Source organism: Kosakonia sp. WA-90 (assembly GCF_039871955.1).
In the GTDB taxonomy this organism is placed as follows: Bacteria; Pseudomonadota; Gammaproteobacteria; order Enterobacterales; family Enterobacteriaceae; genus Kosakonia; species Kosakonia oryzendophytica.
Genome location: NZ_JBDPLJ010000009.1, coordinates 46,745 through 59,900, shown reverse-complemented (window position 1 = coordinate 59,900; position 13,156 = coordinate 46,745). Strand labels below are relative to the sequence as shown.

Here is a 13,156-nt window from a genome sequence, read left to right as displayed (position 1 = left end):
TGCGCTAAGGAGACGAGATGGCTCTTCACGGCACTGTAGAAGAACTGGCATGGGAAAGCGCATTTTTTGGTATCCGCAGCGCTATCGTGCGTCTGCATCCTGAAGCGCCTGCGCTGAACGTCGCGGATTTCACTGGCTGGTCGCGTCTGCAGGTCAAATTGCCAGCGTCGCACACGCATACCCTCGATGCGCTGCAACAATTCGGTTTTCAACTGGTGGAAGGGGAAATCGACCTGTCATTAGCTGTGTCTGTTCAGGGATGCGATCCCCATGCAGAAGTGGCGAATGTGGACGATATCCCCGTGCTGCGGCAAATGGCGTCGGAGACGTTTGTGCAGAGCCGTTTTCGCGCCCCGTGGTACCCGGCCGATGCCAGCGGGCGTTTCTACGCACAGTGGATTGAAAACGCAGTAAAAGGTGTGTTTGACCATCAATGTCTGCTGTTTCGCCGCGAGGGCGGTGAAATCGCGGGCTTTGTCTCTTTGCGGCAGTTAAACGAGCATGAGGCGCGGATTGGCTTACTGGCTGGTCGTGGGATGGGCGAAAAATTAATGCAGGCTGCCAGCCACTGGGCACGGCAGCGGCAATTAACGCAGGTGCGAGTGGCAACCCAGCTTGGGAATACCGTCGCACTTAAACGCTATATTCAAAGCGGAGCGAATGTGGAAAGCACTGCTCTGTGGTTATACAGGTGACGTTATGATCCCCTTCAATGCACCCCCGGTCGTGGGGACGGAACTCGACTACATGCAGTCGGCGATGGGCAGCGGTAAATTATGCGGTGATGGCGGCTTTACCCGCCGCTGCCAGCAGTGGATGGAGCAGCGTTTTCACAGTGCCAAAGTGCTGCTGACGCCTTCCTGCACCGCCTCGCTGGAAATGGCGGCACTGTTGCTGAATATTCAGCCTGGCGATGAAGTGATCATGCCGAGTTATACCTTCGTCTCCACTGCCAACGCCTTTGTGCTGCGTGGGGCGAAAATTGTCTTTGTGGATATCCGCCCGGATACCCTGAATATTGATGAAACCTGTATTGAAGCGGCGATTACTGACAAAACCCGCGTGATTGTGCCGGTGCACTATGCCGGGGTGGCCTGCGAAATGGACACCATTATGGCGATTGCGAAACGCCATAATCTGTTTGTGGTGGAAGATGCTGCTCAGGGCGTGATGTCGACCTACAAAGGTCGGGCGCTGGGTACGATCGGGCATATTGGCTGTTTTAGTTTTCACGAAACGAAAAACTACACGGCAGGCGGTGAAGGCGGAGCAACGCTGATTAACGACCGCGCGCTGGTTGAACGTGCAGAGGTCATTCGCGAAAAAGGCACCAACCGCAGCCAGTTCTTCCGTGGGCAGGTGGATAAATACACCTGGCGGGATATTGGTTCGAGTTATCTGATGGCGGATCTACAAGCCGCGTACTTGTGGGCGCAACTTGAAGCGGCTGACCGCATCAATCAGCAGCGCCTGGCGCTGTGGCAGAACTATTACGATGCATTGGCGCCGCTGGCGCGAGCCGGACGTATTGCGTTGCCCTCGGTTCCGGCAGACTGTGGTCACAATGCGCATATGTTCTATATCAAACTGCGCGATGAGGCTGACCGCAGCAAGCTGATCGCTTTCCTGAAAGAAGCGGAGATCCTCGCCGTATTTCACTACATCCCGCTCCATGCTTCTCCGGCAGGAGAAAAGTTTGGCGAATTCCACGGCGAAGATCGCTATACCACGCAAGAAAGTGAGCGTTTGCTTCGCCTGCCGCTGTTCTACAATCTGTCGCCTGTTAACCAGCGCACGGTCATTAGCACACTTCTGAGCTATTTCAGCTGATATGTCACTGGCAAAAGCATCGGTATGGACGGCGGCCAGTACGCTGGTGAAAATTGGCGCGGGCTTGCTGGTGATCAAACTTCTTGCGGTGGCTTTTGGGCCATCCGGTGTTGGGCAGGCAGGTAATTTTCGTCAACTCATCACGGTGCTCGGCGTTCTCGCGGGCGCCGGGATTTTTAATGGGGTGACGAAATGGGTGGCTCAGCACCATGATGACCCGGCGCGTCTGCGCGTGGTGGTCGGGACATCATCGGCGATGGTGCTCGGTTTCTCTACATTGTTGGCGCTGATCTTTTTGTTTGCCGCTGCGCCTGTCAGTCAGGGGTTGTTTGGTCATACTCATTACCAGGGATTGGTGCGTCTGGTGGCGCTAGTGCAATTGGGTATCGCATGGGCGAACCTGCTACTGGCGGTAATGAAAGGGTTCCGCGATGCGGTGAGTAATGCACTGTCGTTAATTATCGGCAGCGTCATTGGTGTGCTGGCATGGTATCTCTGCTTCAAATTGGGAGGGTACCAGGGCGCATTGCTGGGGCTGGCATTGGTGCCTGCGTTGGTGGTGATCCCGGCGTTAGCGTTGCTCATTCGGCGCGGTGCGGTTCCGCTGGGTTTTTTCAAACCTCAGTGGGATACGGCGCTGGCGGGACAGTTAAGCAAATTTACGCTGATGGCGTTGATCACGTCATTTACCATGCCGTTGGCTTACGTAATGATGCGAAACCAGCTGGCTGCGCATTATAGCTGGGACGAAGTGGGGATCTGGCAGGGGGTAAGCAGTATTTCCGATGCTTACCTGCAATTCATTACCGCGTCGTTTACGGTTTATTTGCTGCCGACATTATCGCGCCTGGCGACAAAGCAGGCGATCTCCCGCGAAATCGTAAAGTCGCTACGTTTCGTTTTACCTGCGGTGGCGGCTGTCAGCCTGGCCGTCTGGTTGCTACGCGATGTGGCTATCTGGTTGCTGTTTTCCAGTAAGTTTACCGCCATGCGCGACCTCTTTGCCTGGCAATTGATCGGCGATGTATTGAAAGTGGGCGCTTACGTCTTTGGTTATCTGGTGGTCGCCAAAGCCTCGTTACGTTTTTATATTCTGGCAGAAATAAGTCAGTTCACCCTGCTGACACTGTTTTCCCGCTGGTTAATTCCCGCGCACGGTGCCGCTGGTGCGGCGCAGGCCTATATGGCCACGTATGTTATTTATTTCGCCCTCTGTTGCGGCGTGTTTTTGATTTGGCGTAAGAAGTCATGACTACACTCATTCACGTACTGGGATCGGATATCCCACACCATAATCAGACTGTGCTGCGATTCTTTAATGATGTGCTCGCGGCGTCGGGTGCATATGCCCGTGAATTTATGATCGTCGGGCGGGACGAAGGTCAGGGTACGGAATATCCCGCCCTGACATTGCATTTTTATCCCGGAAAGAAGGCGCTGGCGCGGGCGGTGATCGCGAAAGCGAAAGCCCAACGTCAGCAGCGTTTCTTTTTTCATGGGCAGTTTAATTTCGACATATGGCTGGCTTTATTAACCAGCGCAATAAAGCGTGAGCAGTTCTACTGGCATGCCTGGGGTGCCGATCTTTACGAAGTTTCGCACAGCCTTAAGTTCCGCCTTTTTTATCCGCTGCGCCGGCTGGCGCAGCGCCGTGTTGGGACTATTTTTGCGACCCGTGGCGATCTGGCGTGGTTTGCTCAGCGTAATCCCGGCGTGCGCGGAGAGTTGCTTTATTTCCCGACGCGCATGGATCCGGCGCTCAATGCCATGGCGCATGAACTGCAGCATGAAGGTCCACTGACGATTCTGGTGGGCAATTCCGGTGATCCAAGCAATGAACATGTGGCAGCGCTGCATGCCATTCATCGCCAGTTTGGCGATACGGTGAAAATCATCGTGCCAATGGGGTATCCGGACAATAACGACGCTTATATTGAGACGGTGCGGCGCGCGGGGCTGGCCTTATTTAGCGCGGATAATCTGCGCGTCCTCAATGAGAAGATGGCCTTTGATGACTATCTGGCTCTGCTGGGGACGTGCGATCTCGGATACTTTATTTTTGCCCGTCAGCAAGGGATCGGTACGCTCTGCCTGCTGATTCAGGCGGGTGTACCCTGCGTGCTGAACAGGGAAAACCCGTTCTGGCGCGATATGGTGGCGGAAGATATTCCCGTGCTATTTACCACGGATAACCTGAATGAGGCGGTAGTCCGTGAAGCCCGGCGGCAATTGATGGCGGTGGATAAAAACGCCATTACCTTTTTCAGCCCGAATTTTATCGCGCCGTGGCATAAAGCACTGCGCATAGCTGCGGGGAGTGCCGGATGAGCCCACTTGAATTCTGCGGACTGTTTATCCTCTGGTTACTGGCATCGCTGTTTATCGCCACGTTAACCTGGTTTGAATTCCGTCGCGTGCGTTTTAACTTTAACGTCTTTTTTTCACTGCTCTTTTTGCTCACGTTCTTCTTCGGCTTTCCGCTGACCAGCGTGCTGGTGTTCCGCTTTAACGTGGGGGTTGCGCCGCCTGGCGTGATGATGCAGTCGTTACTTGCGGCAACCTGTTTCTACGGAATTTACTATGTGACGTATAAAACGCGGCTGCGCAAACATACTGCGCCGGTATCGCGTCGACCGCTGTTCACCATTAACCGGGTTGAGGCGAATCTGACATGGGTGATGTTAATGGTCATCGCTCTGGTCAGCGTCGGCATCTTCTTTATGCATAACGGCTTTTTGCTGTTCCGCCTGCAATCCTATAGCCAGATCTTCTCCAGTGAAGTGTCCGGTGTGGCACTTAAGCGCTTCTTTTATTTCTTTATTCCCGCAATGCTGGTGGTCTACTTTTTGCGGCAGAGTGCGCAGGCATGGCTCTTCTTCCTCGTCAGCACGGTCGCTTTTGGTTTGCTGACCTATATGATTGTTGGCGGAACCCGCGCCAATATCATTATCGCGTTCGCGATCTTTTTGTTTATCGGCATTATTCGTGGGTGGATCTCGTTGTGGATGCTGGCCGCTGCAGGTGTGTTTGGCATCGTTGGTATGTTCTGGTTGGCGATCAAGCGTTACGGACTGAATGTCAGTGGCGATGAAGCGTTTTATACGTTCCTGTACCTGACCCGTGACACCTTTTCACCTTGGGAAAACTTGTCGCTGCTGCTGCAAAACTACGACAAAATTGCGTTTCAGGGGTTGGCGCCCATCGTGCGCGACTTCTATGTCTTTATTCCGTCCTGGCTGTGGCCAACGCGTCCGAATATTGTGTTGAATACGGCCAATTACTTTACCTGGGAAGTTCTGAACAACCACTCTGGCCTTGCTATCTCGCCAACGTTGATCGGCTCTCTGGTGGTGATGGGCGGTGTTGCCTTTATCCCGCTCGGTGCGGTGACGGTGGGGCTCATCATTAAATGGTTTGACTGGTTGTATACTCTGGGCAACCGGGAAACGAACCGCTATAAGGCCGCAATCCTGCACAGTTTCTGCTTTGGCGCGATTTTCAACATGATTGTGCTGGCTCGTGAAGGGCTGGATGCTTTCGTGTCTCGCGTGGTGTTTTTCCTCGTCATCTTCGGCTTCTGCTTGTTGCTGGCGAAGCTGCTGTACTGGCTGTTTGATAACGCGGGCCTGATACACAAACGCGGTGAACGCGCGGCAAAACCTCTTTCCCAGATGTAAAGGATAAACATGACGGACAAGACTGCAGCGCCGCTGTATGACCTGCGTGGTCTGAAATTGATTGGCTGGCGCGATATGCAACACGCGCTGGATTATCTGTATGCGAATGGCGAGATCAGGCAAGGTACGCTGGTCGCCATTAATGCGGAAAAGATGCTGACGCTGGAAGATGATGCTCAGGTGCGAGCGTTGATCGAAGCGGCTGAGTTTAAATACGCCGACGGCATCAGCGTCGTGCGCTCCTTGCGGAAGAAGTTCCCGCGCGCGCAAGTATCCCGTGTTGCCGGTGCCGATCTGTGGGAAAAACTGATGGCGCGGGCAGGCGAAAATGCGACGCCGGTATTTCTGGTGGGTGGCAAGCCCGATGTGCTGGCGCAGACGGAGCAGAAACTGCGTGCACAATGGCAGGTGAATATTGTGGGCAGCCAGGATGGGTATTTTAATCCGGAGCAGCAGCAAGCACTGTTTGAGCGCATCCGCGATAGCGGGGCGAAAATCATCACTGTGGCAATGGGATCGCCAAAGCAGGAGATCCTGATGCGCGACTGCCGCACTGTCTATCCTGATGCGTTATACATGGGGGTTGGCGGAACGTACGACGTCTTTACGGGCCATGTAAAGCGTGCGCCTAAACTCTGGCAGCATCTGGGGATGGAGTGGCTTTATCGGCTGCTGTCACAACCGAGCCGTTTAAAGCGTCAATTGCGTTTGCTGCGTTATCTGCGTTGGCACTACAGCGGAAAACTCTGAACAACGTTGGCGGCGCAGCGTGCTGCCTTTTTTTCTCCTTCTGCTGTTTTATTGTGCAATACACCGATTTTTTTTATACATCATTTGCCATTTCTTCTGTTTTAAGAAACCATTCGCTCACTCATTGCAGTGCCGTGGTGTTTTTGGCGACAACCTTTTCCGGGTTAGCGCCGAATGGCCTGTTATGAGATGAGGGAAACTCATAACAATAACCCGCAGATCGGGCAAAGAAAGAAGCAAACACAACAGAGGATTTATGGCTGAAAACAAACCAGAGCTTCAGCGTGGACTGGAGTCTCGACACATCGAATTAATCGCCCTGGGCGGTACCATTGGCGTGGGGCTCTTTATGGGCGCCGCCAGTACCCTGAAATGGGCCGGCCCGTCGGTACTGCTGGCATACATTATTGCGGGTCTCTTCGTCTTCTTTATTATGCGCTCAATGGGCGAGATGCTGTTCCTTGAGCCGGTAGCGGGGTCTTTTGCTGTTTACGCGCACCGCTATATGAGTCCTTTCTTCGGTTATCTCACCGCCTGGTCTTACTGGTTTATGTGGATGGCGGTGGGGATTTCTGAAATTACCGCGATTGGGGTGTACGTCCAGTTCTGGTTCCCCGATCTTGCCCAGTGGATACCCGCGCTGATTGCGGTGGGGCTGGTGGCGCTGGCGAACCTCGCGGCAGTGCGCCTGTACGGTGAAATCGAATTCTGGTTCGCGATGATCAAGGTGACCACCATCATTGTGATGATCGTGGTTGGCCTGGGCGTTATCTTCTTTGGTATCGGCAACGGCGGGCATTCGATTGGTTTTGGTAATCTGACCGAACATGGCGGTTTCTTTGCCGGCGGCTGGAAAGGCTTTCTGACTGCGCTCTGTATCGTTGTGGCGTCCTATCAGGGTGTTGAACTGATTGGTATTACCGCCGGTGAAGCGAAAAACCCACAGGTTACGCTGCGCAGTGCAGTAAGTAAGGTACTGTGGCGTATCCTGATTTTCTATGTGGGCGCGATTTTCGTTATTGTGACGATTTTCCCGTGGAACGAAATCGGTACGAACGGCAGCCCGTTTGTGCTGACCTTTGCGAAGATTGGCATTACGGCGGCAGCAGGAATTATTAACTTTGTGGTGCTGACGGCGGCGCTGTCCGGCTGTAACAGCGGCATGTATAGCTGTGGTCGTATGTTGTATGCGCTGGCGAAGAACCGCCAACTGCCTGCTGCGGTGGCGAAAGTGTCTAAAAGCGGCGTTCCGGCGGCGGGTGTGACAATTTCCATCATTATCCTGCTGATTGGTTCCTGTCTGAATTACATTATTCCGAACCCGCAACGCGTGTTTGTTTACGTCTATAGTGCCAGCGTATTGCCAGGCATGGTGCCGTGGTTTGTGATCCTGATTAGCCAGCTGCGTTTCCGTAAGGCGCATAAAGAAGCTATTGCCAGCCATCCCTTCCGCTCAATGTTGTTCCCGTGGGCGAACTGGCTAACGATGGCGTTTTTGATTTGCGTGCTGATTGGTATGGGATTCAACGACGATACGCGTATGTCGCTGTTTGTCGGTGTTATCTTCCTTGCTGCGGTAACAGTGGCGTATAAAGTATTTGGTCTTAACCGACACGCTGTTACGCAACGGGTGAGTGAATAAGAGGCAAAATGCGCAAAGCATAACCAAACGCGCATTTTCTTCAAAAAAGCACTAGACAGCCGCGCCCGAAGTCCGTACTATCCACCCCCGCAACGGCGCTACGCGCCCGTAGCTCAGCTGGATAGAGCGCTGCCCTCCGGAGGCAGAGGTCTCAGGTTCGAATCCTGTCGGGCGCGCCATTTAAACCCGGCGCTTGAGCTGCGGTGGTTCGTGAAGTATGACGATACCGCGTGAAAAGATTTACAGTGGTGGCTATAGCTCAGTTGGTAGAGCCCTGGATTGTGATTCCAGTTGTCGTGGGTTCGAGTCCCATTAGCCACCCCATTATTTAGCAGTAAAAGTTTCGTGGAATGCGAAGGTGGCGGAATTGGTAGACGCGCTAGCTTCAGGTGTTAGTGTCCTTACGGACGTGGGGGTTCAAGTCCCCCCCCTCGCACCACAACTTAGATTGAACAAAAAATTCAAAAAGCAGTATATCGGCGAGTAGCGCAGCTTGGTAGCGCAACTGGTTTGGGACCAGTGGGTCGGAGGTTCGAATCCTCTCTCGCCGACCAATTTTGAACCCCGCTTTAGCGGGGTTTTTTGTTTTCTGATCCCCCTCTTTTTTCCATTTCATTGTATTTTCTCTCTTTTTCACCGTTGTTGCTTAAAGGCGACAATTACGCCTTTTCTTGTCGCCCGATGGCGACATTTAACGCATTGATATTTATGGTGTAAGTTGATTGCTCAGGGAAGTGTCGTTATGCGGCGACAGTTATGCATGATAAGCGGCTAATTATCATAGGGGAAAAAGGGGAGAAGGCCTGAATTGACTGACTTCTTAAAAGGTTGCGCGGGTTAACATTAGTTAATGCAAACCTGGCACGCTATGTGCAATAATATCACTGTAGATGCTCATTCCATCTCTTATGTTCGCCTTCTGGCTTCATAAACTCAGGAATGATGCAGAGCCGTTTACGGTGCTTATCGTCCACTGACAGATGTCGCTTCGGCCTCATCAAACACCATGGACATAACGTTGAGTGAAGCACCCATTTAGTTGTCAACAGACCTGTTTTAACGCCTGCCTGAGTCTTCCGGCAGGCGTTTTTTTATGGGTGGAGGGATAGGGATGCAGGTGGCGTTATTACCTTCCTGCTCCCGAATGACGCTGAATCAATTACCTGACGGGTTGTTTTGCAGAGTCAGCAACAGGCCGTCACGACGCATGGTCGCGGCTTCTTCCGGCTGGTGCAGGCGATCGAGGCAATCAGCGAGCCATGCATAATCGAACGCTTCCGGGCGCTGCTTCAGCGCCGCGCGGAATGCCAACGTGGCCTCCTGCCATTCACCATGTTTCATCAACGACTGACCAAGCGTGCTCCATAACAGCGGACGATCGCCCTGGGTTTTGATCTGCTGGCGCAACACTTTCTCGATCTGTTGCGGATTATTGGTTTTCAGCCGTGGGATCACCAGCACCAGACGATCATCATACTGACGTTTAAGACCTTCAAGGATAATGTCCTGCGCAGTATCGTGATCGTCACATTCGATCAAATGCTCGGCCATTGCCACTTGCAATACCACCTGCTGACGGGTTTTGCGGCTCTGGTTTTTCCACCAACTCTTCAGGCCTTCGCTGCCCAGGTCGGCACGTGCCTGGTCCATGATGCCAATCCAGGCTTGTTGTTGCAGCGCGTCGCGGTGCTCATCGTCACCGACATTGGCTTTTGCCATCGACGGAATGATATCCAGCAGCGATGCCCATGCGCCGGTGCGAATATATGCCTGCTCTGCCAGACGCAACACTTCCGGATGACGCGGCGTGATTTCCAGCAATTTATCCACGCCATGGCGCGCAGCATGGTTCTCATTGCGCGCCAGTTGCAGGCGAACGCGCGTGATTTCTACCGGGATAGGATCTTTTTCAGACAGCTCCGCAGCGCGCTCCAGATGCTGGTTCGCACGGGTTTCATCACCGCGCTGCTGCGCTGCTTCCGCCGCCAGCAGGTAGTTGACCATCGGGTGTTCGGCATGGTCGGCGTTTTTCGACATCAGCTTCTCTACCTGCTGATAATCGCCTTCCGCCAGTTTTAGCAACGCTTGCTCAGTCTGTTTACGGGCGCGGCGGCGCTTACGTCCCACAAACCAGCCGCGCGTATGCGCGCTGGTACGGAAAAGACGACGCAACAGCCATTCAAGCGCAAACATCACCACCAGCGCCAGCACCAGAATAATCACTAACCCCGTGACACTCGTCTCGATGTTGTAATTATCCGTCTGGATGAGGACATAGCCCTGATGCCCCGCGAGCATAGGGCCAAGAACGATCCCGGCAATTAACAGTGCAAAGAGTAACAGTACTTTCAGCATGTTTATTCTCCTTGCACTGCGTTGGCAGCGGGCGCTTGCTCAGAGGCAACGGCAGGTTGCGCCAGTAGATTTCGCACCCGGGTTTGCATCAGTTTTTCCAGGATTGGCTGGCTTTGCAGCGATGCGGGTAGCGTCATTGCAATGGTCTGCTGGCTTAGTTTATCGACCTCTTCAAGGAAGGCTTTCGTGGCTGCATCGTCGGTATCGTAGTAAGCGCGCACCCAGGTGGAAACATTGTCCAGCGCCTGTTTGTAGGTTTCTTCCTGATGACGGGGAACGGCCTGAGCTGCAACCAGCAGACGCGAGCGGATATTTTCACGCAGATAGATATCCTGATTTGGTGCTAACAGCGGCACGGCGGTTTCATCACGACGACGAATAGTGATAAAGCTGTCCATAAAGTTTTGCCAGCTTTTCTGCAGGTTCACACGCCATTCACTGATCGAGCCGGACAACTCATTACTGTCGGTATCCATCGGTGAGTCATCATCGTTGTTATCTGCAAGGCGCAGGTTATCAATCTGGTTGGACAGCTGGTTCAGTTTGAGGATCGCACCGTCATAATCCACCTGCGTAATGGCGGCGAGGCTGGCGATATCGTCAGTAATTGCACGGCGAGCGGTGATCAGGCTCGGATCGTTCATATCCGCCAGACTGGCGTCCGCACTTTTCAGCAGCGCCGCTGCGGTGGTGACGTCCTGGTCGCTCCAGAGTTTGCGTCCGGCCAGTTTAACGAGAAAATCCGCCTGCGCCAGTTGCCAGGTTTTGGCATCGGAACCGGAGATAGTCGCCACTTTCTGCTGCACTTCATCAAGCTGTTTGGTCAGCGCATCCTGATGACGTTTGGCCTCGTCAAGCTGCCCGGCCTGCTGTTTGATAATGCCTTCCAGCTCGGCGCGTTGTTTATCCTGCGCTTGCTGCAACGCAATAACCTGATTGGCGATTTCGCCGTTATTGGTGTTCAGGGTGGAAACCTGCTGTTTAACCCAGCCATAAAGCCCGACGCCCGAGGCCAGCGCAATAGCGATGGCGATCGCGCTTAGCGCAAGGCTGGTCCTGTTCGCGCGACGGGCCTTCTCTGTTTTGCCCGGCGGCGTTGCACCGTCAGCCGTTTTGGTTTCTTCAACCTCGGCGGGGGAGTGTTGTTGTTCCGTCATCATGGCTTCCCATTATGAGAGTTATTGTAATGCGCGAAGCAGCGCATCGTTGTCTGCAGTGTCAGCGACCTGAATATCCTGCCAGCCCAGTTCCCGGGCGAGGTGCGCCAGACGTTCGCTAACCACCAGTATGCGGCAGCGAAGTAACCAGTTTTCCCGATACCAGGGAGGAATAAGCGAAAACAACTGTTGTATCATTTCGCCGCTGGTGACAACCAGCGTCGTCACCCCACGCGTATGCCAGCGCATGGCCTCTTCGGCGCCATTGTAGAACTTCGCGCTACGTTGATAACATTCGCAAAATTCCACTTCCGCACCGCGCGCCGCCAGCGTTTCCGCCAGCACTTCACGACCACCGTTACCACGTAAGATTAGCGCATGCTTACCCCGAACATTTTGTAATTCAGGTAATTGTAGCAACACTTCACTGATTTCCCGATCCAACGGATAACGCACATCTATGCCGGTCACCGTATGTAATGCCAGCGCAGTGCTACGGCCAATCGCGAAATAATGCGGCTCTTCGGGAAAACGTAGGCCTGCCTGTTGTAAATGTGCATGGGCAAATGTTACCGCCTGCTGCGACAGGACAAAAACCAGGTCTTCGGCGGTTAATGCGGCGAGTCGCCCGGGTAACGAGGTGAGTTCACGACCCGGCGTAAACTCGATAAGTGGGAAGCTCCAGGCCACTAGCCCCAGTGTGCGCAAGCGGCTCACTAATTCTTCCCCGGCCGGGGATGGGCGAGTGACCAGAATACTCATTCAGGGGCTTCTCCGTTGTAGACATCGGCCAGAATGGCGCGGGCGCCATTATTCAGTAACTCCTCGGCCAACGAGATACCTAACTGCTCGGCGTCCGCTGGGTTACCGCGGCGCTCACCGCGCACCATGGTGGAGCCGTCTGGCGCGCCCACTAACGCGCGCAGCCAGATTTCTCCGTCCACCCATTCAGCATAGCTGCCAATCGGTACCTGACACCCACCTTCAAGGCGCGTATTCATTGCGCGCTCGGCTTTAACGCGCACGGCAGTTTCTGCATGATTCAGCGGTTGCAATAGCGCGCGGGTATGCGCGTCGTCCAGGCGGCACTCAATGCCGACTGCGCCCTGGCCCACGGCTGGCAGCGAGGTTTCCGGCGATAGCGCAACGCGCACACGCTCACCAAGGCCAAGACGTTTAAGACCGGCGACGGCAAGAATGATGGCGTCATATTCGCCGTTATCCAGTTTGCTCAGGCGTGTACCGACGTTACCTCGTAAAGAGCGAATAACCAGGTCCGGACGTTGCGCTGCCAACTGGCATTGACGGCGTAAACTTGACGTACCAACGATGCTGCCGGCAGGTAATTCATCGAGCGAGTTATAGCGGTTTGACACAAACGCATCGCGGGGATCGTCACGCTCGCAAATGGTCACCAGGCCGAGCCCTTCAGGGAAATCGACCGGAACATCTTTCATTGAATGCACGGCGATATCGGCGCGGTTTTCAAGCAGTGCCAGCTCAAGTTCTTTTACAAACAGACCCTTACCACCGACTTTCGCCAGTGGCGTATCCAGGATCACGTCGCCGCGCGTGACCATAGGCACCAGTTCAACCGTGAGTCCGGGGTGGTTCGCCTCGAGGCGTTCCTTAACGTAGTGTGCCTGCCAAAGCGCAAGAGGGCTCTGCCGTGTGGCAATTCTTAAAACATTGTCTAACATGCTTGTTACCGTCATTATCGTCCGTCGACCATCCTAACATTGTTG

Annotated in this window: 11 protein-coding genes and 4 tRNA genes; 11 read left to right on the top strand and 4 right to left on the bottom strand. The window is 54.0% G+C overall.

Translation table 11 applies throughout. The annotated features are described in order from the left end of the window. The first annotated feature begins 17 nt into the window (after window positions 1–17). The 11 genes from rffC to ABGA49_RS15090 all read left to right on the top strand — a co-directional run bounded on the left by rffC (window position 18) and on the right by ABGA49_RS15090 (window position 8,453). Window positions 18–695 carry a dTDP-4-amino-4,6-dideoxy-D-galactose acyltransferase gene (gene rffC, locus ABGA49_RS15140; protein ID WP_061499194.1) on the top strand — a complete coding sequence of 226 codons (678 nt, stop codon included), beginning with the start codon at window positions 18–20 and terminating at the stop codon, window positions 693–695. 4 nt (window positions 696–699) lie between these two features. After that, entirely contained in the window at window positions 700–1,830 is a 1,131-nt protein-coding gene (gene rffA, locus ABGA49_RS15135) for a dTDP-4-amino-4,6-dideoxygalactose transaminase (protein ID WP_061499192.1), read from the top strand. Window position 1,831: 1 nt separating this feature from the next. Next, the gene (gene wzxE, locus ABGA49_RS15130) at window positions 1,832–3,082 is read left to right on the top strand and encodes a lipid III flippase WzxE (RefSeq protein ID WP_061499189.1); all 1,251 of its coding nucleotides are present in this window, start codon (window positions 1,832–1,834) and stop codon (window positions 3,080–3,082) included. Further along, on the top strand, window positions 3,079–4,158 hold the full coding sequence (locus ABGA49_RS15125; RefSeq protein ID WP_347665760.1) for a TDP-N-acetylfucosamine:lipid II N-acetylfucosaminyltransferase: 1,080 nt from the start codon (window positions 3,079–3,081) through the stop codon (window positions 4,156–4,158). The genes wzxE and ABGA49_RS15125 overlap by 4 nt, the downstream gene beginning before the upstream one ends. Continuing rightward, window positions 4,155–5,507: an ECA oligosaccharide polymerase gene (gene wzyE, locus ABGA49_RS15120; protein WP_347665759.1), complete on the top strand. Its 1,353-nt coding sequence runs from the start codon at window positions 4,155–4,157 to the stop codon at window positions 5,505–5,507. The genes ABGA49_RS15125 and wzyE overlap by 4 nt, the downstream gene beginning before the upstream one ends. A 9-nt stretch (window positions 5,508–5,516) precedes the next feature. Further along, a complete protein-coding gene (wecG, locus tag ABGA49_RS15115; RefSeq protein WP_061499182.1) occupies window positions 5,517–6,257 on the top strand; it encodes a lipopolysaccharide N-acetylmannosaminouronosyltransferase in 741 nt (246 codons plus the stop codon). 256 nt (window positions 6,258–6,513) lie between these two features. Beyond that, the gene (locus ABGA49_RS15110) at window positions 6,514–7,899 is read left to right on the top strand and encodes an amino acid permease (RefSeq protein ID WP_061499178.1); all 1,386 of its coding nucleotides are present in this window, start codon (window positions 6,514–6,516) and stop codon (window positions 7,897–7,899) included. A 102-nt stretch (window positions 7,900–8,001) separates the two neighbouring features. After that, a tRNA-Arg gene (locus ABGA49_RS15105) sits at window positions 8,002–8,078 on the top strand. A 69-nt stretch (window positions 8,079–8,147) separates the two neighbouring features. After that, a tRNA-His gene (locus tag ABGA49_RS15100) sits at window positions 8,148–8,223 on the top strand. 28 nt (window positions 8,224–8,251) lie between these two features. After that, window positions 8,252–8,338, top strand: a tRNA-Leu gene (locus ABGA49_RS15095). A 38-nt stretch (window positions 8,339–8,376) separates the two neighbouring features. Then, window positions 8,377–8,453 (top strand) — tRNA-Pro (locus ABGA49_RS15090). Window positions 8,454–9,054: 601 nt separating this feature from the next. On the opposite strand, the gene hemY is transcribed toward ABGA49_RS15090, so the two are convergent. The 4 genes from hemY to hemC are packed head-to-tail and all read right to left on the bottom strand — an operon-like array spanning window position 9,055 to window position 13,111. Next, window positions 9,055–10,254: a protoheme IX biogenesis protein HemY gene (gene hemY / locus ABGA49_RS15085; RefSeq protein WP_347665758.1), complete on the bottom strand. Its 1,200-nt coding sequence runs from the start codon at window positions 10,252–10,254 to the stop codon at window positions 9,055–9,057. 2 nt (window positions 10,255–10,256) lie between these two features. Beyond that, window positions 10,257–11,411, bottom strand: a complete 1,155-nt coding sequence (gene hemX / locus ABGA49_RS15080) for a uroporphyrinogen-III C-methyltransferase (protein WP_061500253.1) — start codon at window positions 11,409–11,411, stop codon at window positions 10,257–10,259. A gap of 21 nt (window positions 11,412–11,432) precedes the next feature. Next, window positions 11,433–12,173, bottom strand: coding sequence for a uroporphyrinogen-III synthase (gene hemD, locus ABGA49_RS15075; protein ID WP_347665757.1), 741 nt, complete (start codon window positions 12,171–12,173; stop codon window positions 11,433–11,435). Beyond that, entirely contained in the window at window positions 12,170–13,111 is a 942-nt protein-coding gene (gene hemC, locus ABGA49_RS15070; RefSeq protein ID WP_061499168.1) for a hydroxymethylbilane synthase, read from the bottom strand. The genes hemD and hemC overlap by 4 nt, the downstream gene beginning before the upstream one ends. Window positions 13,112–13,156 lie beyond the last annotated feature (45 nt).